Source organism: Streptomyces zingiberis, assembly GCF_012034935.1.
GTDB classification, from domain to species: domain Bacteria; phylum Actinomycetota; class Actinomycetes; order Streptomycetales; family Streptomycetaceae; genus Streptomyces; species Streptomyces zingiberis.
Genome location: NZ_JAATEN010000002.1, coordinates 455,766 through 479,947, shown reverse-complemented (window position 1 = coordinate 479,947; position 24,182 = coordinate 455,766). Strand labels below are relative to the sequence as shown.

Here is a 24,182-nt window from a genome sequence, read left to right as displayed (position 1 = left end):
CCAGGATCCCGGCCGGACCGCCGGGGACACCTGGCATCCCGAAGCGGCCACGAGCTGGCTCGGCGGGCCGGAGGGGGTCCGCACCATCGTCCGCCGGGAGCTGGTGGCCCGGCAGCTCGAGGAGCAGATAGCCGCGCGCTTTCCCGTCGGGCAGCGCCTGCGCGTCCTCGACGTCGGCCTCGGGCACGGCACGCAGGCGCTGCGGCTGGCCCGCGCGGGGCACCGCATCACCGGGCTGGAGTCGCACGCGCCGCTGGTCAAGGCCGTCCGCACCGCGCTGGCCGCCGAACCGGAGGGCATCCGGGAACGCTTCCAGCTGATCGAGGGCGACAGCCGGGAGACCGGGGTGCACTTCCTGCCCGGCAGCTTCGACGTGGTCCTCTGCCACGGTGTGCTGATGTACACCGAGCACCCGGACGCCTTACTCGCGGGGCTCGCCCGCGTCCTGGCCCCGGGCGGCCTGCTCTCCCTCCTCGTCCGGAACGCCGACGCGCTGGCCATGCGCCCCGGCCTGGCGGGCGACTGGAACACGGCGCTCGCCTCCTTCGGCGCCACCGCCTACCGCAACCCGTCCGGCCGCGCCGCCCGTGCCGACCGGCTGGACGCCCTGACCACCACCCTCACCGGCATCGGGGCACCGCTGCACGTCTGGTACGGCGTCCGGGTCCTCACCGACCAGATGGCCGACACCGCGCAACCCGCCGATGTGCGCCAGCTCGAACTCATGCTCGCCGCCGAGGACCGCGCCGGCCGCACCGACCCCTACCGGTCGGTGGGCGCGCTGCTGCACCTGTGCGGGGTCCGGGGGGCACCGGGTGGCGCCGGGCCGGCCGGGTCCGGGGAGCCCTCTCCCACGGGCTGAGCCGCCGGGCAGCCGGGCACCCTCCGCGGCCCGCGCGGGTGACCACCATGGGCCGCGGAGGGGCGGCGGAACGGGCCGCCGGTCAGCTCAGCGCCGCCGCCAGGACGGAGGCGGCCTTGGCGACCAGCGGGTCGTCGGCCCCGGCGTCCGGGTCGGGCTTGGTGGTCAGGACGGTGAGGACGACCGGCGGGCGCCCCGGGGGCCAGGCGATCCCGGCGTCGTTGTTGGTGCCGTACTCACCGCCGCCGGTCTTGTCGGCGAGGGTCCAGTCGCCGGGCAGGCCCGCGCGGAAGCGGTGCTCGCTGGTGGTGTTGGCGAGCAGCCAGCCGGTGAGCCGGCGCCGGTCGCCCGCGTCGAGCGCGTCGCCCAGCACCAGGCTGCCGTAGGTCCGCCCGATGGCGCGCGGGCTGGTGGTGTCCGTCACCCGCCAGGGCTCCGCGGAGTTCAGCTCGGGCTCCCAGCGGTCGAGCCGGGTCACCCGGTCCCCCAGGGATCGGACGAAGCGGGTGATGGCGGTGGGGCCGCCCAGCTCGTGGAGGAGGAGGTTGGCCGCCGCGCTGTCACTGTGCGTGATGGAGCAGGCGCACAGTTCCTCGACCGTCATGCCCCCGGCGAGGTTCTCGGGCCGGCTGGTGACGGGGACGTGCCCCGCGCGCTGGACGTCGCGCTCGGTGTAGTGGATACGGCGGGCCAGGAACTCGCCCTCGCGGTCCAGGTCACGGAGGACCGCAGCCGCGCCGAGGGTCTTGAACACGGAGCACATGGGGAAACGCTCGTCCGCCCGGTACGCCACCGTCCGGCCGGTGGCGGTGTCGTGGGCGTAGGCGCCGAGCCGGGCGCCGTGTTCGCGCTCCAGGGCGCGCAGTTCCCGGCGGGCGGCGGTGGCGGCGACCGGCGGCGTGGCGGCGGCGCTCGCGGCCCCGGCCGGGGAGGCGGCCGGGGAAACGGCCGGCGAAGCGGAGGCCGGGGAGGCGGCGGCGGCCAGGACCGCTCCGGCTCCGGCGGCCAGCAGGGATCGGCGGGAGGTACGGGCTCCGGGGCGTCGCACGAGGCGGGCCTCACTTCCGGGAGTCGGGGACAGTGCGTCTACCTTTGACAGGACGCCCCACCGGCCCCGCCGGTTGCGAGCGCCCCGCGGGCCCCCGGGGCAACAGGCCCGCCGCGTGGCGCCGTTGGCCCGTCCCGTCCCGTCCCGGTGGCGGGGCGCGGCCGGGACCGCCGGTGCCCGCCGCCACCGCTGAGCACTGCCGGCCACCGCTGAAGGCGCTGAGCACCGCTGAGCCTGCCGGCCGCCCCCGGCGGTCACCGGCCCGCCGCGATCGACGGGCCCGCACGGCGGCACCGGCACCGGCACCGGGGGAGCGGGCCGCGGCGGCCCGCTCCCCCGGCCGGCGCGTCAGCCCTCGGCGGCCTTGAGGCTCATCGGGCCGTAGATCTCCGTGCCGTCCTCGAAGAGCGTCACCTGCTCGGTGCCGCCCTCCAGGAGTTCCCGCCACACCTCGCCGATCCAGGACTCCGCGTCGCCCTGGGTGCTGAACTCGCCCGGTTCGACCGAGGGCGCCGTCTCCGTCCCGTCGGCCTTCTCGAACCGCCACGTCCACGCCATGTACGCCTCCCGGCTGCCGGCTGCTGATCAGGCTGTCGCGGGCCACCCTACGGCGCGCCGCTCCCCCGGTGGTGCCGGCCGGGCGGCGGGCCCCGCCGGGCGGGAGGGCCGGCGGGGCCCGGGGGTCGGGCGGCGCCCCCGTGCGGCCGGACGGGCGTTCCCCACCACGCACCGGGCGGCCCGGGCGGGTCCGGCGACGCCCCGGGCGCCCGGCCACGGCGCGGGCCGCCCGCCCTCGCTCCACGTCCGGAGGCGGCGCCTCCCGGCGGGCGCCCCGTTCCCGCCCGCCGGGGGACGCCGGGGCGGGAAACGGGCAGGCCCCGCGCGCTCCGGTGGCCCGGCGCGAGACGATCGGGGGGTGGACCTCACTCTCCTCGGCACCGGGGCACCGGGCGGGCTGCCGCTCCCGGGCTGCCCCTGCGCGACCTGCGCGACGGCCACCGGCCCCCGTGCGCGGGCCGCCACCTCGGTCTTCGTGGACGGCGCGCTGCTGCTCGACCTGACCCCGGGCACGGCCCTGGCCGCCGCGCGCGCCGGGCGGACGCTCGGCGGGGTGCGGCAGGTGCTGCTGTCCCACCCGCACACCGGCCCGGCGGTCGAGGTACCCCCCGGGCTGCCCGCCCCGGGCCGCGCCCCGGACGGCCGGGAGCTGGCGCTGATCAGCGGCCACCGGGTACGGGCCGTCGCGGTGGACGCGCCGGGCACCGGCTACTCCGTCACCGGGCCCGCCGGCCCCGAGGGGCCCGAACTGCTGTACCTGCCGCCGGGAGCGGCCCCGGCCGGGATGGAACCCCGCACCCACCCCTACGACCTGGTTCTCCTCGACGTGCTGGGCCGCCCCGACGCGCTGGCCCGGCTGCGTTCGCTCGGCGCCGTCTCCGCCGCCACCGACGTGATCGGCGTCCACCTCGGCCATGACGTCCCGCCCGGGGACGAGGCCGAGCGGCGGCTGGCGGCCGCCGGAGCCCGGGCGGTGCCGGACGGGACGGCGCTGGCCGTCGGTGCGCACCGCGCCACGCCGGCCCCGCCCCGCCGCACCCTCGTCCTGGGCGGGGCCCGCTCCGGCAAGTCGGCGGAGGCCGAGCGGCGGCTGGAGACGTTCCCCGAGGTGCTGTACGTGGCCACCGGTGGCACCCGGGACGGCGACGCGGAGTGGGCGGAGCGGGTGGCGCTCCACCGCGGGCGGCGCCCGGCGGGGTGGCGGACCACGGAGACCTGCGAGCTGGCGCCCCTGCTGACCGGGGACGGCCCGCCGCTGCTCATCGACTGTCTCTCCCTCTGGCTGACGCACGCCATGGACGAGGCGGGTGCCTGGGACGACCGGCGGTGGCGGACGGGCGGGGAGCGCGCGCTGCGGGAGCGCACCGCGGAGCTCACCGCGGCGGTGCGCGCCACCCGGCGCACGGTGGTCGCCGTCTCCAACGAGGTGGGGTCGGGCGTCGTCCCGGCCACCGCGTCGGGGCGGCGGTTCCGGGACGAGCTGGGGCGGCTCAACACGGCCGTGGCGGCCGAGTGCGAACGCGTGCTGCTCGTGACCGCCGGGCGGGTGCTGGACCTCGGCTGACGGGCACGCGCCCGGGCCCGGGCCTGCGGGGGCGCGGGGGCGGGGGCGCGGCGAGTGGTGCCGCCGGCACGCCGCCGGACGCCCCGGCCGTCCCGCTCACGAGGGCCCACGGCGCCCGTGGCGCGCCCGGGGCCGGCGCGGGGCGATCCCGGCGGCAACGGCAGCAACGGCGGCCGGGGACGACGCGGCTGACGTACCGTCCGGGGACGGGCGGCCGGCCGAATCGGCGGAGACGCGGATGGGGGCGTGAGCACGGGCGCGGACACGGACGCCGGTGCGGACGGCCGCGGGGACGGCCCGCCGGGAGCGCCGGACCCGCGGACGGGGCGCCGGGCGGACCGCGGGCGGCGGTCCTCCGCCTGACGGGCCGTCGGCGGACGCCCGGCTGCCGGGCGGGACACCGTCCGGTCACCCCGGCGCGGGAGGATAGGTTCGGAGGATGAGCGGTCTCAATCTCGAAGAGTTCGGCGATCTGATCGAGCGTCCCGACTCCGGTGTCCGGCGTGACGCGGAGGAGCGCAGGGAGCGGCTGGTGCTCCGGCCCGGTGCGCTGGGGCGCCTGGACGACCTGGGCGAGTGGCTCGCGGCGGCCCAGCGCGCGGTGCCGGTCCGGCCGGTCCGGCGGCCCCGTCTGGTGCTCTTCGCCGGGGACCACGGGGTGGCGCGCCTCGGCGTCTCGGGCCGTCCCGCGGGCGGCGCGCACCACCTGGTGGGCGCGGTGCTGCGCGGGGAGAGCCCGGCGGCCGTGCTGGCCCGGCGGTTCGGCGCCGGGGTGCGGGTGGTGGACGTGGCGCTGGACTGCGACCCGGCGGGCCTGCCCGAGGAGGTCGTGCGCCACCGGGTGCGGCGCGGTTCCGGCCGGATCGACGTCGAGGACGCGCTCACCGCGGAGGAGACCGAGCGGGCGTTCCGCGCCGGGATGGCCGTCGCCGACGAGGAGGCCGACGCCGGTACGGACCTCGTGGTGCTCGGCGATCTCAGCGTCGGCGGCACGACCGCCGCGAGCACCCTGGTCGCCGCCCTGTGCGGCACCGACGCCTCCGTGGTGACCGGCCGGGGCGGGGCGGGCATCGACGACCTGGCGTGGATGCGCAAGTGCGCCGCGATCCGGGACGCCCTCCGCCGGGCCCGCCCGGTCCTCGGCGACCACCTCGCGCTGCTGGGCACGGTCGGCGGCGCGGATCTGGCCGCCACCACCGGGTTCCTGCTCCAGTGCGCCGTGCGCCGCACCCCGGTGATCCTGGACGGTGTCGTCTCGGCCGCCTGCGCGCTCGTCGGACAGCGGATCGCCTTCCGGGCGCCGGACTGGTGGCTGGCCGGGCACGTGAGCGGGGAGCCCGCGCAGGAGAAGGCGCTGGACCGGCTGGCCCTGGAGCCGCTGCTGGACCAGGGGGTCACGGCCGGGGAGGGCACGGGTGCCCTGCTGGCCCTCCCCGTGGTGCAGGCGGCGGCCGCACTCCTCGCCGAACTGCCGGAACGGGACGGCCACGACCCCGCGGCCGGCGCCCCTGCCGGCGCGGACGCCACCCCCGGCGGCGCGGAGGGCCCTGACGGGGCGGACGGCTCCGGCGGTGCGCTCGGCGCGGACGCCTCCGGCGGTGTGCTCGGCGCGGACGGCACGGCCGGTTCCCCGGCCACGGAACCGGCCGGGGAACGCGCGGCGGACGGGACGGAGCCCGGGCCGTCCACCGGCGACGCCACCGCGGACGGTGCCGGCAACGCCGGCCTGGCGGACACCACCCCCGGCCCCGCCGGGAGCGCCCCGGAGGAGAATCCCGCCACCGGCCGGACCACCGTGCGCCCGGCCTCCACGGACGGCGGGACGGCCTGACGGACCTCCCGGGGCCGGCCCGGCCCGGCGGCGGGAGAGCCGGCGCCCCGGGCCCGCGGCGGAGCCGCCCGAGGCCGCGACCCGGTCCGGCGGCAAGCCGCTCGGCCCCGGGGAAGCACGGCAGCGGGCGCCCCGCGCGACCGCTCGTCCACGCGACCGCACGGCCCCGCGGCCCCGCGGCCAGGCAGCCGACAGGCCCGGCGACGGGACGGCGGCGGCACCGGCGGACAGCCGGCGGTGGGACGGCGGCGGAACGGCGGGCGACGACCGGCCGGCGGCACACCACGACCGGCGGCCGGCCGCCGCCGGGGCCGGGCCGGCCCGGCCCCGGCGGCGGAGAGCGGCGGGAGAGCGGCGGACCGGTGTCGCCGGTGGCCCGGATAGCCTGCGCCCATGACCCAGCCGACCGCCGACCCGGGGCCCGCCTCGGCGGGTGACGCCCTCCGCTTCGCGTTCTCGACCCTGACGGTGCTGCCGGTGCCCGTCCGCCGCTGGGACCGGGCCGCCGCCCGCGCCGGCATGGTCTGCGCACCCGTCGCGGGTGCCGTGACCGGGCTCTGCGCGGCGGCGGCCGGAACGATCCTGCTGCTGCTCGGCGCGGGCCCGCTCACCGCGGCGGTCGCCACGGTGGCCGTGCCGGCCGTGCTCACCCGCGCGCTGCACCTGGACGGGCTCGCCGACACGGCCGACGGCCTGGGCAGCGGGAAGCCCGCGGGCGACGCCCTGCGGATCATGAAGCGGTCGGACATCGGCCCCTTCGGCACCGTCACCCTCGTGCTGGTCCTGCTGGCGCAGACGGCGGCGCTCGCGGAGCTCTACGGGGAGGGCCCCGCGCACGGCGCGGCCGCGGCCGTGGTGGCCGCCGTCGCGGGGCGCGCGGCGCTCGTCCCGGCCGTCCGCGCCGGGGTGCCGGCGGCCCGCCCGGAGGGGCTGGGCGCGGTGGTCGCGGGCACGCTCTCCACGCGCGCCGTGGTCCTCACGCTGCTGGCCGCCACGGCGGCCTGCGCCGCGGCCGGGGCACCGCTCGGGGCCGGGGCGGCGGCCCACGCCGCGGTGGCCGCGGTGGCCGGGCCGGCCGCCGCCGCCCTGCTGCTCCGCCGCTGCCTGCGCCGGTTCGGCGGGGTGACGGGGGACGTGCTCGGTGCGCTGGTGGAGACGGCGGCCACCGTCTGCCTGGTCGTGCTCGCCCTGGGGTGAGGGACCCCGGCGGCCACCCGGCCCTCCCCCAGGGGTGGAGCACCACCACCGGGGCCCGGCGGGGACGGGCCGGGCCGCCTCGTCCGTCCGCCGCCGCTCCCCCGGTCCGCCCCGCGCCCCCGGCCACCGGCCCGTGACGCCCGCTCCTGCCGGCCTGGCCCTCATCGCTCCGGTCTCGCCCTGAGGCACCCCCCAGCACGACCACCCGCGGCGGAACGGGACGGACCGGAGCGGACCGGGGCCCCACCCACGTCAACACCGGGCGCGGCCCGGGAGGTCGGGGCGGAGCGTGGACCGGAGCCACGCCCACGTCAACACCGGGCCCGCCCCGGTGGCCAGGCCGGTGACGCCCGGGCCGGCCCCCGGCGGGCCCGGTGGCGAGCCACGGCCGGCGGCGGGGCGGTACCGGACGCGCCGGCACCGCCCATGCCCCGTACCACCTGTGCCCCGTACCACCCGTGGTCCGCCGGTGGGCCACCACCGGTCCGCCCGTGGTCCGCCCGTGGTGCCACCGGGGCCGCCCTTCCCGTGCCCGCGCCGGGGCCGTTCCCCGCCGCCGCGGGCGTCCGCGGCCCGTTCCCGGGCTCTCACCGGGGCGCCCGGCGCGGCGTAGGGTTCCGGTGGCGGCCCCCGCACCCGGCCGCCGGGCCGCGCCGGAAGCCCGGCACTTACGATGCCCCCGGGCGCGGCCGGCCCATCCACCGGCCGAGGAACTCAACGGAAGAGAGAGACCCCACCACCGTGACTGAACTGACTCTCAGCACCTCGTCCCCGGCCTCGCTGCGCGCGGACGCGATCGTCGTCGGCGTGGCCAAGGGCGCCAAGGGGCCGGTCGCCGCGCCCGGAGCGGAGGCCGTGGTGTCGGCCTTCGACGGCAAGCTGGCCGCCGTCCTGGAGACGCTCGGCGCCACCGGCGGTGAGGGCGAGGTGACGAAGCTGCCCGCGCCGGCCGGTTTCAAGACCCCCGTCGTGCTGGCGGTCGGCCTGGGCGAGGCCCCGTCCGAGGACGGCCGCTTCGACGGCGAGACGCTGCGCCGGGCCGCCGGGGCGGCGTCCCGCGCGCTGGCCGGCGCCAAGAAGGGCGCGTTCGCGCTGCCGGCCGAGGACGCGGCGGACGCGGCGGCGGTGGCGGAGGGCGCCCTGCTCGGCGCGTACACCTTCACCGCCTACCGTTCCGCACCGCAGGGCGGCCGCAAGAAGGACGACAAGAGCACGCCGCTGGCCGAGGTGATCCTGCTGGGCTCCAAGCCGCGGGACAAGGCGGTCAAGGCCGCGACGGAGCGGGCCGCCGCGGTGGCCGCCGAGGTCCACCGCGCGCGTGACCTCGTCAACACCCCGTCCAACGACCTCTACCCGGAGACCTTCGCCGCCGCCGTGGCGCAGGCCGCCAAGGAGCACGGCCTGAAGGTGGAGGTGCTGGACGAGAAGGCGCTCGCCAAGGGCGGCTACGGCGGCATCCTCGGCGTCGGCCAGGGCTCGGCCAACCCGCCGCGGCTGGTCCGGCTCTCCTACACGCACGCGAAGGCGGACAAGACCCTCGCCCTGGTCGGCAAGGGCATCACCTACGACTCGGGCGGCATCTCGCTGAAGCCGGCCGGTCACAACGAGACCATGAAGTGCGACATGAGCGGTGCCGCCGCCGTGTTCGCGGCCGTGGTCGCCGCGGCGCGGCTGGGGCTGGCCGTCAACGTCACCGGCTGGCTGGCGCTCGCCGAGAACATGCCGTCGGGCTCCGCCACCCGCCCCGGCGACGTGCTGCGGATGTACAGCGGCAAGACCGTGGAGGTGCTCAACACCGACGCGGAGGGCCGGCTGGTGCTGGCCGACGCGCTCGCCCGGGCCGGCGAGGAGAAGCCGGACGCGATCGTCGACGTGGCCACGCTGACCGGTGCGATGGTGCTCGCCCTGGGCGTGCGCACCTTCGGCGTCATGTCGAACGACGAGGCGTTCCGCACCGCTCTCCACGAGATCGCGGAGGAGGCCGGCGAGCAGTCCTGGCCCATGCCGCTCCCGGCGGAGCTGCGCAAGGGCATGGACTCCCCGGTGGCGGACCTCGCCAACATGGGCGAGCGGATGGGCGGCGGTCTGGTCGCCGGCCTGTTCCTGAAGGAGTTCGTGGGCGAGGGCGTCACGTGGGCGCACCTGGACATCGCGGGCCCGGCGTTCCACGAGGGCGCCCCGTACGGCTACACCCCCAAGGGCGGCACCGGCGCCGCGGTCCGCACCCTGGTGCGGCTGGCGGAGCGGACGGGGGCCGGCGACCTCGGCTGAGCGCCGCCGTCCCCCGTTGCCGCACCGCCCCGCGGCCCCCGCCGCGGCCGGCGCCCCGCGCGTCCGTCCGGACCGCCGCCGTTCCCCCGCGGGGCGGCGGCGGCCGGGGCCGGGGGCGCTCTCCGTGCGGGACGGCCGCCTCCGGGGCGCGCGGCCCATCACGCGTGGTTCGCCGCGCGTGGTCCGCCGCGCGGTTCGATCCCGTGTTCGCCCTGGACGAAATCCCCCGGTGGCATCCTGGAACCGGGGACGGGGCAGGCGGCAAGGGCAACCAGCCGGTGCGCACGGCGCTCCACGGCCCGGTCCCCACCGTCCCTACGCGCGAGTAACGCCGCGTCGCGAGGCGGCGGGTCTCCCGGAGCCCGGCCCGGCGTCCCGTCGGCCGTCAACAAATGCGAAGATGTTGTCCCGGCAGGACAGGGCCCGGCTCCCGGACGGAGCGAGCCGCTACGGACGGGCTCCAGAACTCAGCGGCCGAACGACAGCCGCCGCCCGGTCACCGCAAGACCGGCTCCGGCGCACCCATGCATGGAGGACGTGACGTGGCGAACGACGCCAGCACCGTTTTCGACCTAGTGATCCTCGGCGGTGGCAGCGGAGGTTACGCCGCCGCTCTCCGCGGGGCGCAGCTGGGCCTGGACGTCGCACTGATCGAGAAGGACAAGCTCGGCGGCACCTGTCTGCACCGCGGCTGCATCCCCACGAAGGCGCTGCTGCACGCCGGTGAGATCGCCGACCAGGCCCGCGAGTCCGCCCAGTTCGGCGTGCAGGCGACGCTCGACGGCATCGACATGGCGGGCGTGCACAAGTACAAGGACGGCGTGGTCTCCGGCCTCTACAAGGGCCTCCAGGGCCTGGTCGCCTCCCGCAAGGTCACCTATGTGACCGGCGAGGGCCGGCTGTCCTCCGCCACCTCGGTGGACGTGGACGGGCAGCGCTACGAGGGCCGCCACATCCTGCTGGCGACCGGCTCGGTGCCCAAGTCGCTGCCCGGCCTGGAGATCGACGGCGACCGCGTCATCTCCTCCGACCACGCGCTCACCCTGGACCGGGTGCCGAAGTCCGCGATCGTCCTGGGCGGCGGCGTCATCGGCTGCGAGTTCGCCTCCGCCTGGAAGTCCTTCGGCACGGACGTCACCATCGTCGAGGCCCTCCCGCACCTCGTCCCGGTCGAGGACGAGAGCAGCTCGAAGCTGCTGGAGCGCGCCTTCCGCAAGCGGGGCATCTCCTTCTCCCTCGGCTCCCGTTTCTCCGGTGTCGAGTACACCGACGGCGGGGTGAAGGTCTCCCTGGAGAACGGCAAGACCTTCGAGGCGGAGCTGCTGCTCGTCGCCGTCGGCCGCGGCCCGGTCTCGCAGGGCCTGGGCTACGAGGAGGCCGGGGTCGCCACGGACCGCGGCTACGTCCTGGTCGACGAGTACATGCGGACCAACGTCGAGACGATCTCCGCCGTCGGTGACCTCGTGCCGACCCTCCAGCTCGCGCACGTCGGCTTCGCCGAGGGCATCCTCGTCGCGGAGCGGCTGGCCGGCCTGAAGACCGTGCCCATCGACTACGACGGCGTGCCGCGTGTCACCTACTCCCACCCCGAGGTTGCCTCCGTCGGCGTCACCGAGGCGAAGGCCAAGGAGCTGTACGGCGCCGACAAGGTCGTCGCCCTCAAGTACAACCTCGGCGGCAACGGCAAGAGCAAGATCCTGAAGACGGCCGGCGAGATCAAGCTGGTCCAGGTGCGGGACGGCGCCGTGGTCGGCGTCCACATGGTCGGTGACCGGATGGGCGAGCTGATCGGGGAAGCGCAGCTGATCTACAACTGGGAGGCGCTGCCGGCCGAGGTCGCGCAGCTCATCCACGCCCACCCCACGCAGAACGAGGCGCTCGGCGAGGCCCACCTGGCGCTGGCCGGCAAGCCGCTGCACTCCCACGACTAGTCCCGGGCGCGCCCACATCCGCACCATTCGATAGGAGCAACCGAAACCATGGCGGTTTCCGTAACCCTCCCGGCGCTCGGCGAGAGCGTGACCGAGGGCACCGTCACCCGATGGCTGAAGGCCGAGGGTGAGAGCGTCGAGGCCGACGAGCCACTGCTCGAGGTCTCGACCGACAAGGTCGACACCGAGATCCCCGCCCCGGCGGCCGGTGTCCTCTCCTCCATCAAGGTCGCCGAGGACGAGACCGTCGAGGTCGGCGCCGAGCTGGCCGTCATCGACGACGGCTCCGGCGGCGCCGAGGCGCCGAAGCAGGAGGAGGCCCCCAAGCAGGAGGCCGAGCCGGAGGCCCCGAAGCAGGAGGCCCCCCAGCAGGAGGCGCCGCAGCAGGAAGCCCCGCAGCAGGAAGCCCCGCAGCAGGAGGCCCCGGCGCCGTCCGGTGGCGGCGAGGGCACCGCGGTCACGCTCCCCGCGCTGGGCGAGTCCGTGACCGAGGGCACGGTCACCCGGTGGCTGAAGGAGGTCGGCGAGTCGGTCGAGGCCGACGAGCCGCTGCTGGAGGTCTCGACCGACAAGGTCGACACCGAGATCCCCGCCCCCACCGCGGGCACCCTGCTGGAGATCCTCGTCGCCGAGGACGAGACGGCCGAGGTGGGCGCCAAGCTGGCGGTCATCGGCGAGGCGGGCCAGGCCCCGGCCGCCGCGCCGAAGCAGGAGGCCGCCCCCGAGCCGGCCCCGAAGCAGGAGGCCCCCAAGCAGGAGGCGCCCGCTCCGGAGCCGGAGCCCGCCCCGGAGCCGCAGGCCCCGACCGCCCCGGCCCCGCAGCGCGCCGAGGCCCCGGCGCCCGAGCCGGAGCCCGCCGCCCCGGCGCCGGCTCCGGCCCCCGCGCCGGCTCCGTCGGCCCCGTCCGGCGGTGAGGGCGCGTACGTCACCCCGCTGGTGCGGAAGCTCGCCGCGGAGCACGGGGTGGAGCTGTCCTCGGTGAAGGGCACCGGTGTCGGTGGCCGGATCCGCAAGCAGGACGTCGTCGCCGCGGCCGAGGCCGCCAAGAAGGCGCCCGCCGAGGCGCCGGCCGCCGCCAAGGCGCCCGCGCCGGTGGAGCCGTCGCCGCTGCGCGGCCAGACGGTGAAGATGAGCCGGGTCCGCAAGGCGACCGCCAAGCACATGGTGGAGTCGCTGAAGGTCTCGGCGCAGCTCACCACCGTCGTCGAGGTGGACGTCACCCGCGTCATGCGGCTGCGGGCGCGTGCCAGGGACCAGTTCCAGGCGCGTGAGGGCGTCAAGCTCTCCCCGATGCCGTTCTTCGTGAAGGCCGCCACCGAGGCGCTGAAGGTCCACCCGGCCCTCAACGCCAAGGTGAACGGCGACGACACGATCACCTACCACGACGTCGAGAACATCGGCATCGCGGTGGACACCGAGAAGGGCCTGTTCGTCCCGGTCATCCACAGCGCGGGCGACCTCAACCTGGCCGGCATCGCCAAGAAGACCGCCGACCTGGCCAACCGGACCCGCAACGGCGGCATCAAGCCGGACGAGCTGTCCGGCGGCACCTTCACCGTGACGAACACCGGCTCGCGCGGCGCGCTGTTCGACACCCCGATCCTCAACCAGCCGCAGGTCGGCATGTTGGGCATCGGAGCCACGGTGAAGCGCCCGGTGGTCGTGAACCACCCGGACCTGGGCGAGACCATCGCGGTCCGCGACATGGTCTACCTGGCGCTGACGTACGACCACCGGCTGGTGGACGGCGCCGACGCGGCCCGCTTCCTGGGCACCGTCAAGGCGCGCCTGGAGGAAGGCGCGTTCGAGGGCGACCTCGGGCTGTAAGGCCCCGGGCGTCACCGATCAGCACGGCGGTGCCCCCGCCCCGGTTCCGGCCGGGACGGGGGCACCGCCGTTTCCGCCTGCCCCGGGAACGACCGAAAGCCCCGGCTCCCGCTCCGGCGCCGGGCCAGGCCCTCCGAGGGCGCCGGGCACGCCTTGGGGGGCGCCGGCCGGTGCCCCACCAGCCCACCCGGACGTCCGCCGGGCCGGGAGCGCCCACGGCCGGTCTCCGCCGGCCCCGGCGTCCACCGAGGGCGCCCGGGCCCGGCGCGGGAGGGAGCCGCCGGCGCTCCCCGGGCCCGCCGCGCGGGGGCCCGCCCGCGCGCGGCATGATGGCGCCATGCGCGCGGCCCGGCTGATCAGGATGGTGCTGCTGCTCCAGTCCCGCCCGTCGATGACGGCCGCCGAACTGGCGCGGGAGCTGGAGGTGTCGGTCCGCACCGTGACCCGGGACGCGCTGGCCCTCTCCGAGGCCGGGGTCCCGGTCTACGCCGACCGCGGCCGGGCCGGCGGCTACCGGCTGATCGGCGGCTACCGCACCCGGCTGACCGGCCTCGCCCGCGGGGAGGCCGAGGCGCTGTTCCTCTCCGGGGTGCCCTCCGCGCTCCGGGACATGGGCCTGGCCGACACCGCCTCCGCCGCCCGGCTGAAGGTCACCGCCGCGCTGCTGCCCGAGCTGAGCGACACCCCGTCGAGCGCGGCGCAGCGCTTCCACCTGGACGCGCCCGGCTGGTGGCACGAGCCGGTGACCCCGCCGGCGCTGCCGCTGGTCGCCGAGGCGGTGTGGGGCGACCGGCTGCTCACCGCGCGCTACCGGCGCCGGCCCGGCAGCGGCGGCGCCGAGGTGGAGCGCGTCCTGGAACCGTACGGGCTGGTGCTCAAGGCGGGCGTCTGGTACCTGGCCGCCCGGGCGGTGGCGGCCCCGGGCCCGTCCCCCGCGTCCCCGTCCCCCGTGCCGCCGGACGGTGAGGCGGCGGACGGGGACCCGCCGGGCAGCGAGCCCTCCGGCGGTCCGCCCGCACCCGCCGGGCCGGCGGACGGGGGGCCGGTGGCCCCGGCCCCGCCGGAGGGCGCCGCACCGCCGCCCGGGACCGGCGCCGCCCTCCCCGGGGCGCTCGCCCACGGCTACCGGGTCTACCGGGTCGAGCGCCTCACCCGCGTCGAGGTGTCCGGGCGGCGGTTCGTCCGCGACGAGGAGTTCGACCTCCCCGGTTTCTGGCGCGAGCGGGCCGCGGGATTCGCCCGCGCCATCCTGCGGGACCGCGTCGTCCTGCGCCTCACCCCGGCCGGGGCGCGGCAGCTGCCGCAGGTCGCGGACGCGGCGGCGGCCAGGGAGGCGCTGGCCGCCGCCGGGGCGGCCGACGAGCGGGGCCGGGTCACCGTCCGGCTGCCCGTGGAGTCGCTCGACGTGGCGTACCACCAGCTGCTGGCCCTGGGCCCGGACGGCGAGGTGGTGGAACCGGCCGCGCTGCGCGCCCGGTTCGCCGAGGCCACGGCGCGCGCGGCGGCGCTCTACGCACGGTGACCGCCGTCGTCCGTCCGCCGCCGCGCGCCCCGGCGCCGGGTCAGCGGTACTCCGCGTCACCCGCCTCCCGCCCGCCGACGGTCACCTCTTTGAGGTACCGCCAGGCGTCGGGCCGGCTGCCGTCGGTGTCCGTGAAGCCGTAGACCCGGGAGAGCTGCCCGCTGGAGAGGGACTGCCCGTTCCAGCGCGCCACCTCCGGGTCGGCGGCGAGCGCGGCGAGCGCGCGGCCGACGAAGACCGGCGACTCCGAGATGGCGAAGCCCGGCTCCTTGGCGACCGCGTCCCGCCAGTTCTCCTCCGTCACCCCGAAGTGGTCGAGCATCTGCTCGGAGCGGAGGAAGCCCGGGGTGAGGGAGACGGCCGTGCACCCGTACTCCTTCAGCTCGGTGCCGAGGCCCTGGGCCATGCGCAGCGGGGCGTACTTGGTGAGGTCGTAGTAGAAGCTCTCCCGGTACTCCCGGTTGGTCTCGGCGGTGCCGTCGGTGACCTCCACCAGCAGGCCGCCCGGCCGGCGGATCAGCAGCGGCAGCGCGTAGTGGCTGGTGACGATGTGGCTCTCCACGCCCAGCCGCAGCATCCGCAGCCCGCGCTCCAGCCCGATCTCCCACATCTTCGTCCCGAAGTCGACCAGATGCTCGCCACCCCAGACGTCGTTGACGAGGACGTCCAGCCGCCCCTGCTCCCGGTCGACCCGTTCGACGAGGGCGCGCACCTGCTCCGGCTCCAGGTGGTCGGTGGGCACCGCGACACCCGTGCCGCCCGCGGCGGTGACCAGCTCGGCGGTCTCCTCGATGGTCTCCGCGCGGTCCACCTCGCTGCGGTGTTCCCGGGTGGTGCGGCCGGTCACGTAGACCGTCGCGCCCCGGGCACCGAGCTGGACGGCCATGGCGCGTCCCGCTCCGCGCGTGGCGCCCGCCACGAGCGCCACCCTGCCCGCCAGTGTGTCCGCTGCCTCTGTGTTCACCGCTGCCGTTCCTCTCGTCCCACGGTTGACGCGGGTCACCCGCCGATGCCGGGTCCCCGCACGCCGGCCGCGCGATGCCGTCCACCGCGCGGTGCGGACGACCCTGCCAGGCAATGCGGACATCTTCTGTCGTCTTTCCCGCGGCCTTCTCACGGCTTTCCCGCGGCCCGCCGGTGGTCCGCCCGTGGCCTGCTCCGTGAGCCGTTCCGTCCTGCCGTCCCCCGGGTCCACCACGGTCACCGCCACCTCCCCGCCACCACCTTTCCCTCCCCTTTGATGCATTTCCTCCCGTTTTCCGTTCATCACTCCGGCCGGTAACGACATGGCCGCATCCGGCACGCTGTGCGTGCGTGCGGGGCGGCCGGGGCCGATGCTGGTCCCGTGATGGATGAGACGGAGTTCTGGGCCCTCGTCGACGGCTCCCGCGAGGCAGCCGGCGGCGACCCGCTGGAGCAGGCCGACGCCCTGGTGGAGCGGCTGGTGCTGCTGGACCCGGACTCGGTGGTGGACTTCGCCCGGCACGTCGAGTCCCGGCTGGCCCGGGCCCACCGCTGGGACCTGTGGGCGGCGGCGCGGCTCGTGACGGGCAGCGCGGAGGACGAGGCCTTCGACTCCTTCCGCTGCTGGCTGGTCGGCCAGGGCCGCCGGGTCTTCGAGGGGGCGCTGCACGACCCCGACAGCCTGGCCGGGCTGCCGGCCGATTCGGGCGTCGAGATCCTCGCCGACGGTGGCGGCGACGGAGGTGACGCCGACGAGCTCGGCTACGCGGCCTACGAGGCGTACGAGCAGCTCACCGCCACCGAACTGCCCGACCTCGGGCTGCCGGAGCCGCCGGACGAGCCCGAGGGCACCCCGCTCGACCTGGACGACCCGGCGGCGCTGACGGACCGGCTGCCCCGGCTCGCCCAACGCTTCCCGCCGGAGCCGTGACCGGGGCCGCCGCTCCACCCCACCGCCGCTCCGCCCCGCCTCCCCGCCACCCCGCCTCCCCACCGCCCTTCCGCCCCTCCGACCCTCCGCCCCTCCGCCGCGGAGCGGGCTTTCCGGCGGCGCGGAGGGCAGGATGAGACCATGCGCATCGCGGTCACCGGTTCGTCCGGTCTCATCGGCTCGGCACTCCTCCACTCCCTGCGTACCGCCGGCGGGCACGACACGGTGCGGCTGGTGCGCCGCGAGCCCCGGGCCGCGGACGAGGTGCGGTGGGACCCCGGGCAGGGCCTGGTGGACACGGCGGCGCTCGGCCGGTGCGACGCCGTCGTCCACCTGGCGGGCGCGGGCATCGCCGCCCACCGCTGGACCGACGCGTACAAGCGGGTGATCCGCGACAGCCGCGTGGAGGGCACCGCGACCCTCGCCCGCGCCCTGGCCGGCCTGGACACCCCGCCGCGCGTGCTGATCTGCGCCTCCGCCGTCGGCTACTACGGCGACACCGGGGACCGCCCGGTGGACGAGAGCGCGCCCCCGGGCGAGGGGTTCCTCGCGGAGGTCTGCCAGGAGTGGGAGGCCGCCGCCGCGCCCGCCGCGGAGGCCGGGATCCGGACGGTGTTCGCCCGCACCGGGCTGGTGGTGTCGCGCGAGGGCGGCGCCTGGGGGCGGCTGTTCCCGATCTTCCGCGCGGGACTCGGCGGCCGGCTGGGCGACGGCCGTCAGTACTGGAGTTTCATCGCGCTCCGCGACCACCTCGGGGCGCTGCGCCATCTGCTCACCACCGAGTCGCTGTCGGGCCCGGTCAACCTGACCGCCCCCGACCCGGTGACCAACCGGGAGGTGACGGCGGCCATGGCACGGGTGCTGCGGCGGCCCGCCGTGTTCCCGGTGCCCGCCGTCGCGCTGCGGGTGGCGCTCGGGGAGTTCGCGGACGACGTGCTGAGCAGTCAGCGGGTGATCCCGCGGGCGCTGCTGGACTCCGGTTTCTCCTTCTCCTGCCCGGACGTGGAGAGCGCGATCCGTGCGGCGCTGAGCTGAGGGCGGGGCGCCGGCGGAGCGCGCCCGCCGCCGCCACGGGCGGGCACCACGGCCGGCGGCACGGCCGTCGCGGGACGGAGCCGGTGCGACGGCCCGGCCCGGGCGGGAAGCCCCGGGGCGGCCCTGGCCCGCCGTCCCCCACGGGCGTGATCCGCGGGGACGGCCGCTGACCCGGGCGGAACCGGGCCCGGCCGGGCCGGCCACCGCCGGGCGCGGCGGGCCGTGGCGCGGCGGCGCAGGTGGGGAGGGGTCACGGCGGGACGGGCCGGCCGGCCCGCGGCTGCCGACCGGGCCTGGCGGACGGGCGCTTGCCCTGCAACCTCCGTGCGCCCGTGCCCGGTTGGTGCGCGACTGTGCGGTCCGGCAATCGTTCCTACGCTCGGGACCGGGATAACCGGGTAGCCGCCGGGCGTCGGGGGCAGGAGGTCCGCAGCGACCGCCGGACCACCCGGAGAGGACCCAGCCGACCTCGGGGAGGGCACGTGCTCAGCACCGCATGTCACAGCAGCGCCGGCCGCACACGGCCCGGCACGGACCGCACGGATGTCGTCGTCGTGGGTGCCGGGATGGCCGGGCTCACGGCCGCGGCCCGGCTCAGCGGCGCCGGCCTGGGGGTGACGGTCCTGGAGGCGGCGCCCCGGATCGGCGGCAGACTCGCCACCGAGGAGGTCGGCGGCTTCCGGCTGGACCTGCCCGGGCAGCTCCTCGACCCGTCGCTCCCCGCCCTGACCGGCGCCCCGGAACTGGCCGGGCTCGCGCTGCGGCCCCTCTCCCCCGGGCTGCTGGTGCACAGCGGGGGCCGCCTCAACCGGTACGCCGAGCCCCGGACCACCCGGACCAGCCGGGCCGCTGCCCGGGCGCTCGCCTGTGCCGCCCGCGCCCCCCGTGCGCCCCGCGCGCCACGAGCCGCCCGTGCCAACGCCCTTGACCAGGCGAGAATCGCCGGGTATCTCGGGCGGCTGGCCGCCACCCCCGCCGAACGGCTGCTGGCCCGGCAGGAACTGCCCGCGGCCGCCTTCCTCGGCAGCCGCGGCCTGCCGCCCCGCACCATCGACGGCTATCTCCGCCCGCTGCTCACCGCCCTCCTCAGCGACCCCGACCTCACCACCTCGGGGCCGTGCGCCGATCTCGCCCTGCGCGGCTACGCCCGGGGACGGCTCAGCCTGGTCGGGGGCGGCACCGCCGCGCTGCCCGCGCTGCTCGCCGCCGCCCTGCCGCCGGGCACGGTACGGACCGGGGTCCGGGCCCTGTCGGCCTCCACCACCTCCGTCCGCACCGACACCGGCGAGGAGATCCGCTGCCGCGCCGTGGTCGTCGCCACCGGTGGCCGCGCCGCGGCCGGGCTCCTCCCCGGCCTCCGGCTGCCGGGCTTCCACCCCGTGACGGTGGTGCACCACGCCGCCCCCGAGCCGCCCTCGCCCGAGCCGGTGCCGCTGCTGGACGCCGACCGCACCGGCCCGGTCTCCCACACCCTGCCGGTCAGCGCGGCCGACCCGGACCGCGCCCCGGCGGGCCGGGCACTGATCAGCTCCACGGTCCTCGGCGCCGCCGCCGCTGAACCGGCCGCCGTCCTCGACCGGAGCGTGCGGGCGCAGCTCGGCGCGTTGTACGGGGTGGACACCGCGGGGTGGGAGCTCGTCGCCGTACGGCACGATCCGGAAGCCGTCCCCGCCATGCCCGCGCCGCACGACCACCGGCGCCCGGTGCGGCTGCTGCACGGCCTGTACGTGTGCGGGGACCACCGGGACACCAGTACGGCCCACGGTGCCTACGTCTCCGGTGGCCGGGCCGCGGCGGCGGTCCTCCGCGACTTCGGCCTGCGCCCCGGGACCACCGCCGAGCCGCTCGCGACGGCGGCCTGACGGGAGCGCCACCGGCATCCGGCCCGGGCGCACGGCAGGGGCGATCCGGGCCCTGCCCACACGGACGAGCCCAAGGGCGGGCAGAGGGCGGCAGTGGGGCGGGCGCGGGTGACGGTACCCGCCCCGCGCCCGCCGCCCGCCCCGGTCAGAACGCGGCGACCCGCTCCCGGTAACCGCGGACGGCCGCCGCGTCCCGGAAGGGCTCCAGCCGCCGCTCGAACTCCCGGACGTACTCCAGCGCGCGCGCCGAACGGATCTCGGACGCCTGGCGCGCCGCCTCCGCCCCCAGCACACACGCCTGTTCGAGATCACCGAGGCCGAGCCGGGCCGTGGCCAGCACCACCCGGCAGAAGATCCGGCTCCGGACGTAACCCGCGCCCCGGAGCTGGAGCGAGCGTTCGGCGTGCTGCGCGGCCGCCCGGTACTGGCCGAGGTCCCGGTGGCAGTGGCCGAACTCGTCGGCGAGCTGCGCCTCGTCGAAGAAGCGTGCCCAGTACGGCACCTCGTCCCCGGGCCGGGCAGCCTCCAGCGCCCGCTCCGCGCGCGCCAGCGCGGCCGTGCACGAGCGGGCGTCGCCCAGCAGGCCGTGCGCCCGGGCCTCCGCGGCGTGCAGCAGCGACTGCACGACCGGCGGCGGCCCGGCGCCCAGGCCCTGCTGCGCGACCCGGGCGAGCTGCGCCGCCTCCCGGCCGTGGCCCAGGTAGACGGCCTGCCGGCTCATCGTGACGAGGACGTAGGCGCCGTAGCCCCGGTCCCCGGCGGCCTGCGACAGCCGCAGCGCCTGGACGAAGTAGCGCTGGGCGAGCCCGTGGGCGGCGATGTCGTACGAGGTCCAGCCGGCGAGCCGGGTGAGGTCGGCGACGGCGCCGAAGAGGCGCCGCCCGGTCGTCTCGCCGTAGGTGCCGCGGAGCATCGGCTCGGCCTCGTGTTCGAGGTAGCGGACCAGGGCCTGACGGGCGTGACCGCCGCCGTACGCGTGATCGAGGGAGCGGAACAGCTCGCTCACCGAGCGCAGCGCCGCGATGTCGCCCGCCGTGACCCTGGCGCCCGCGGTGGGCTCCGCGCGCTCGCGCCGGCGGGGCACCGGCACGCCGGGCACTGCGCCGCGCGCGTCACCAGGGGCGGCGCCCGGGCCGGTGGCCGCGCGGAGCCCACCGCGGGGGACGGGACCGCCGTTGCCCCGGATACGGACGGCGCCCGGGACCCCGGGGGCGGGCCGCGGCCCGGGGATCGCGGCGTCCCCACCAGGCCCACCAGGCCCACCAGGCCCACCGGGCCCGCCCGGAGCGCCCGGCCCGCCGGGGGGCCGGGCCGCCGCGCCCTCGGCGGACGGCGCCGGCGGCGCGGGGCGGGCGACCCGCTCCTCCGCCCGCCCGATCAGCCAGTCCCGGCTGGGGACCACCAGCCCGGCGGGGGTGAAGGCGATCTTGCGCAGCTCGGCGTGGCTGCCGGAGTCCTTCCGCCAGAGCCCGCTGACGATGTCCACGGCCTCGGCGGGTGTCTCCGCGAACTCCAGGCCGGCGTAGACGGGCGCGCAGGCGTCCAGCCCGAGGTCCTGCGCGGTGAGGCGGCGCCCCAGGCGGCGGGTGAAGACCTCGGCGATCAGCGCGGGGGTGGTGCCGCGCGGCTGCTGGCCACGGAGCCAGCGGGTCACCGACGTTTTGTCGTACCGCAGGTCGAGGCCGTGCTCCAGGCCGAGCTGGTCGACCCGGCGGGCCAGACCCGCGTTGGAGAAGCCGGCTTCGGCGATCAGGGCGGCGAGGCGGCGGTTGGGGATGCGCTGAGGGATGGCCCCGTCACGCAGCCCGGGAGAGGGTCGATCCGTCATCGGTTGTGCGGTCTCCTGCCTTCCGGACCGGAGGGCGGACGGGGCCGCAGGCCAGAGGACCCACGCTCCCCCGAATCACCCTCGTCGGACCGGCGCGAATCTAGCGAGAGACGGCGCCTCCGCGCTGGCCTCGCCCGCCCGCCTCATCCGATCGTGTGAGTGGAACCGCTATTTCGCCGTGAAACGCCCCGATGTCAGGCTAGTGCCGTGACCCGGAAGGGTCCGCCGGGCGGCCCGGCGGCGCCCGGCACGGCGCGTCCCCGGGCGGGGCGCCACCGCGTCCCCCGCCCAGCCCCCGCGCCCACCCGGCGGCCGGCGGCCGGCGGCTCACCGTCCCCGGGCCGCCCGCCGCCGGGCCGTCGCGGCCCCCGGCCGCGCGTGGCCGGGGCGGCCCCCGGTCGTACAGTGGCGGTGGGCGCAGTGGGCGCCGTCTTGGGCATCCGGAGGGGAGCCACCGTGAGTGAGCTGCGCTGTGTCCGTCTCGGCTTCGGGGCGGACGCCGTCGAGTACCAGGCCGCCTGGCAGGAGCAGCGCCGGGTGCACGCCGCCCGGTTCGCGGACGAGATCCCCGACACCTGCCTGCTCCTGGAGCACCAGGCGGTCTACACCGCGGGCCGGCGCACCGAGGACAGCGAGCGCCCGCTCGACGGCACCCCGGTGATCGACGTGGACCGCGGCGGGAAGATCACCTGGCACGGCCCGGGCCAGCTCGTCGGCTATCCGATCCTGAAGCTGCCGCGCCCGGTGGACGTCGTGGCGCACGTCCGGCGGCTGGAGGAGGCGCTGATCCGGGTCTGCGCCGACTTCGGCCTGGAGACCACCCGGGTCGAGGGCCGCAGCGGCGTCTGGGTACTGGGTGACCCCCTGGACGCCGCGCCCGGCGGCCCCGGAACCTCCGGCGGCCCCGGCGGCCCCGGTGACCTGGGGGGCCTCGCCCTCGACTTCGCCCCCCGCCCCGCCCCCGTACGGGACGAGATGTTCGACCCCCGGCTCGCCGGCCCGGAGTACGCGCCGTCCAACGCCGGGCAGCGCGGCGAGGACCGCAAGCTGGCCCAGATCGGCATCCGCGTGGCCAAGGGCGTCACGATGCACGGCTTCGCGCTCAACTGCGAGCCGGACAACACGGCGTTCGACCGGATCGTGCCCTGTGGCATCCGCGACGCCGGCGTCAGCTCCCTCTCGGCGGAGCTCGGCCGGCCGGTGCCGGTCTCCGAGGTGCTGCCGGTGGCGGAGAAGCGGCTGCGGGAGGTGCTGGAGGAGGCGGCTCCGCTGCCGCGCGCGGTCTGACGGGCGCCCGGGCGCCCGCCCGGGGCGGTCCCGGGAATGCGCGCCCCCGCGGCGGAGGTTGCCGGTATACGGCCCGGCCGTTCCCGCACCGCGGTGACGGCGGCCCGGGCCCCCGCGGCCCGGGGGTCGGCCCCGGGGCGGCGGCCGTGGAAAACACGGGCGTACCCTGGTGTTCGCCGAAGATTCGAAAGTCGCACACGAGCCACGCGAGAGCCACGCAGGGCCCAGCTGAGAAAAGGGGAGTGCCGGACGTGTCCGCAGTCGCACCCGACGGCCGCAAGATGCTCCGTCTGGAGGTCCGGAACAGCCAGACCCCCATCGAGCGCAAGCCCGAGTGGATCAAGACCAGGGCCAGGATGGGCCCCGAGTACACCGAGCTGCAGGGGCTCGTGAAGCGCGAGGGCCTGCACACCGTCTGCCAGGAAGCCGGCTGTCCCAACATCTTCGAGTGCTGGGAGGACCGCGAGGCGACCTTCCTCATCGGCGGCGACCAGTGCACCCGCCGCTGTGACTTCTGCCAGATCGACACCGGCAAGCCGCAGGCCCTGGACCGGGACGAGCCGCGCCGGGTGGCCGAGTCCGTGCGGACCATGGAGCTGCGCTACGCCACGATCACCGGTGTCGCCCGGGACGACCTGGACGACGGCGGGGCCTGGCTGTACGCGGAGACGGTCCGGCAGATCCACGGACTGATGCCGGACACCGGTGTCGAACTGCTGATCCCCGACTTCAACGCCGTGCCCGAGCAGCTGGCCGAGGTCTTCTCGTCCCGCCCGGAGGTCCTGGCGCACAACGTCGAGACCGTGCCCCGGATCTTCCGGCGCATCCGCCCCGGCTTCCGCTACGAGCGCTCCCTCGACGTCATCCGGCAGGCCCGGGACGCCGGGCTGGTCACCAAGTCCAACCTGATCCTGGGCATGGGCGAGGAGCGCGAGGAGATCAGCCAGGCGCTGCACGACCTGCACGACGCGGGCTGCGAGCTCATCACCATCACCCAGTACCTGCGGCCCACGCCCCGCCACCACCCCGTGGAACGGTGGGTGAAGCCGCAGGAGTTCGTGGAGCTGCAGCAGGAGGCCGAGGAGATGGGGTACGCGGGCGTCATGTCGGGCCCGCTGGTGCGCTCCTCCTACCGGGCCGGGCGGCTCTACCGGCAGGCCATGGAGCGGCGCGGCGAGGCCCCGGCCCGGGGCGCGGGCGAGGAGACGGCGCGGCGCTCGGCCTGAGCGCCGGGCCCGCGGCTGCCCGGTCGCGGCTGCCCGGTCGCGGCTGCTGGTCAACGGCGGCCGCCCGTGGCCCGTTCCGCGCCGGCGCCGTGGCCGGCCCCCGGCGGCGGGGCGGCGGTGCGGTGTCCGCGCGGCGACGCGGGACGCCGCGCGGCGAGCCCGCCCGGACCCCGGTCACCGGGCGTTCACTCCGGCGAATCCCCACGGGCCGCACGGCCCCCGTGTGAGGGGCGCCACGGCCCGTTCCGTGTGATGTCCGTCCCTCTCACCGCCCTGACGTTTCCTGGGGTTTGACCCTTCGGTCACGCGCTGGTAACACCTTGGGGTGACGCTGGTTCAGTACACCGTGGCGCACGCGAACGCACGGGTCCCGGCCGCCTCCCCGGCCCAGGCCGGGTCCGGTACCCGCGAACGGCGCCCGGTGCGGCCCGTACCACCG

At 77.5% G+C, this 24,182-nt stretch carries 16 protein-coding genes and 1 pseudogene; 13 read left to right on the top strand and 4 right to left on the bottom strand.

Going from position 1 to position 24,182, the window contains the following annotated elements:
* Positions 1–103: 103 nt before the first annotated feature.
* Positions 104–862, top strand: coding sequence for a methyltransferase domain-containing protein (locus HCK00_RS04145; protein ID WP_168100338.1), 759 nt, complete (start codon positions 104–106; stop codon positions 860–862).
* A gap of 82 nt (positions 863–944) precedes the next feature.
* Here the strand turns inward: HCK00_RS04145 and bla are convergent, their stop codons facing one another.
* Together bla and HCK00_RS04135 are read right to left on the bottom strand one after the other, a co-directional pair.
* On the bottom strand, positions 945–1,910 hold the full coding sequence (gene bla / locus HCK00_RS04140) for a class A beta-lactamase (protein WP_168100337.1): 966 nt from the start codon (positions 1,908–1,910) through the stop codon (positions 945–947).
* 348 nt (positions 1,911–2,258) lie between these two features.
* Entirely contained in the window at positions 2,259–2,468 is a 210-nt protein-coding gene (locus HCK00_RS04135; protein ID WP_168100336.1) for a hypothetical protein, read from the bottom strand.
* Between the two features lie 358 nt (positions 2,469–2,826).
* On the opposite strand from HCK00_RS04135, the gene HCK00_RS04130 reads away from it, so the two are divergent.
* From HCK00_RS04130 to HCK00_RS04100, 7 genes and pseudogenes are all read left to right on the top strand, one after another.
* Positions 2,827–4,032, top strand: coding sequence for a bifunctional adenosylcobinamide kinase/adenosylcobinamide-phosphate guanylyltransferase (locus HCK00_RS04130; protein WP_168100335.1), 1,206 nt, complete (start codon positions 2,827–2,829; stop codon positions 4,030–4,032).
* A gap of 439 nt (positions 4,033–4,471) precedes the next feature.
* Positions 4,472–5,515 (top strand): annotated as a pseudogene (gene cobT / locus HCK00_RS04125) (nicotinate-nucleotide--dimethylbenzimidazole phosphoribosyltransferase); the annotation flags it as partial.
* A gap of 741 nt (positions 5,516–6,256) precedes the next feature.
* Positions 6,257–7,060, top strand: coding sequence for an adenosylcobinamide-GDP ribazoletransferase (locus HCK00_RS04120; protein WP_168100334.1), 804 nt, complete (start codon positions 6,257–6,259; stop codon positions 7,058–7,060).
* A gap of 741 nt (positions 7,061–7,801) precedes the next feature.
* Positions 7,802–9,331 (top strand): leucyl aminopeptidase, encoded by a 1,530-nt coding sequence (locus tag HCK00_RS04115; protein ID WP_168100333.1) that lies wholly within the window; start codon positions 7,802–7,804, stop codon positions 9,329–9,331.
* Between the two features lie 542 nt (positions 9,332–9,873).
* Positions 9,874–11,262, top strand: coding sequence for a dihydrolipoyl dehydrogenase (gene lpdA / locus HCK00_RS04110; RefSeq protein WP_168100332.1), 1,389 nt, complete (start codon positions 9,874–9,876; stop codon positions 11,260–11,262).
* Positions 11,263–11,310: 48 nt separating this feature from the next.
* The gene (gene sucB, locus HCK00_RS04105) at positions 11,311–13,089 is read left to right on the top strand and encodes a 2-oxoglutarate dehydrogenase, E2 component, dihydrolipoamide succinyltransferase (RefSeq protein WP_168100331.1); all 1,779 of its coding nucleotides are present in this window, start codon (positions 11,311–11,313) and stop codon (positions 13,087–13,089) included.
* A gap of 337 nt (positions 13,090–13,426) precedes the next feature.
* Positions 13,427–14,611 (top strand): helix-turn-helix transcriptional regulator, encoded by a 1,185-nt coding sequence (locus HCK00_RS04100; RefSeq protein ID WP_168100330.1) that lies wholly within the window; start codon positions 13,427–13,429, stop codon positions 14,609–14,611.
* Positions 14,612–14,651: 40 nt separating this feature from the next.
* Here the strand turns inward: HCK00_RS04100 and HCK00_RS04095 are convergent, their stop codons facing one another.
* Positions 14,652–15,575, bottom strand: a complete 924-nt coding sequence (locus HCK00_RS04095; protein WP_311765129.1) for an SDR family oxidoreductase — start codon at positions 15,573–15,575, stop codon at positions 14,652–14,654.
* Positions 15,576–15,959: 384 nt separating this feature from the next.
* On the opposite strand from HCK00_RS04095, the gene HCK00_RS04090 reads away from it, so the two are divergent.
* From HCK00_RS04090 to HCK00_RS04080, 3 genes are all read left to right on the top strand, one after another.
* Positions 15,960–16,505, top strand: coding sequence for a DUF4240 domain-containing protein (locus HCK00_RS04090; RefSeq protein WP_206319936.1), 546 nt, complete (start codon positions 15,960–15,962; stop codon positions 16,503–16,505).
* 141 nt (positions 16,506–16,646) lie between these two features.
* Entirely contained in the window at positions 16,647–17,540 is an 894-nt protein-coding gene (locus HCK00_RS04085) for a TIGR01777 family oxidoreductase (protein WP_168100327.1), read from the top strand.
* A 566-nt stretch (positions 17,541–18,106) separates the two neighbouring features.
* The gene (locus HCK00_RS04080; protein ID WP_168100411.1) at positions 18,107–19,402 is read left to right on the top strand and encodes an FAD-dependent oxidoreductase; all 1,296 of its coding nucleotides are present in this window, start codon (positions 18,107–18,109) and stop codon (positions 19,400–19,402) included.
* Positions 19,403–19,547: 145 nt separating this feature from the next.
* On the opposite strand, the gene HCK00_RS04075 is transcribed toward HCK00_RS04080, so the two are convergent.
* Positions 19,548–21,230 carry an NsdA family TPR-like regulatory protein gene (locus HCK00_RS04075; protein ID WP_168100326.1) on the bottom strand — a complete coding sequence of 561 codons (1,683 nt, stop codon included), beginning with the start codon at positions 21,228–21,230 and terminating at the stop codon, positions 19,548–19,550.
* Positions 21,231–21,686: 456 nt separating this feature from the next.
* Here HCK00_RS04075 and lipB point away from each other — a divergent pair, with 456 nt between their 5' ends.
* Both lipB and lipA read left to right on the top strand, forming a co-directional pair.
* Positions 21,687–22,517, top strand: coding sequence for a lipoyl(octanoyl) transferase LipB (lipB, locus tag HCK00_RS04070; protein WP_168100325.1), 831 nt, complete (start codon positions 21,687–21,689; stop codon positions 22,515–22,517).
* Positions 22,518–22,768: 251 nt separating this feature from the next.
* Positions 22,769–23,743: a lipoyl synthase gene (lipA, locus tag HCK00_RS04065; protein WP_168100324.1), complete on the top strand. Its 975-nt coding sequence runs from the start codon at positions 22,769–22,771 to the stop codon at positions 23,741–23,743.
* Positions 23,744–24,182: the final 439 nt, after the last annotated feature.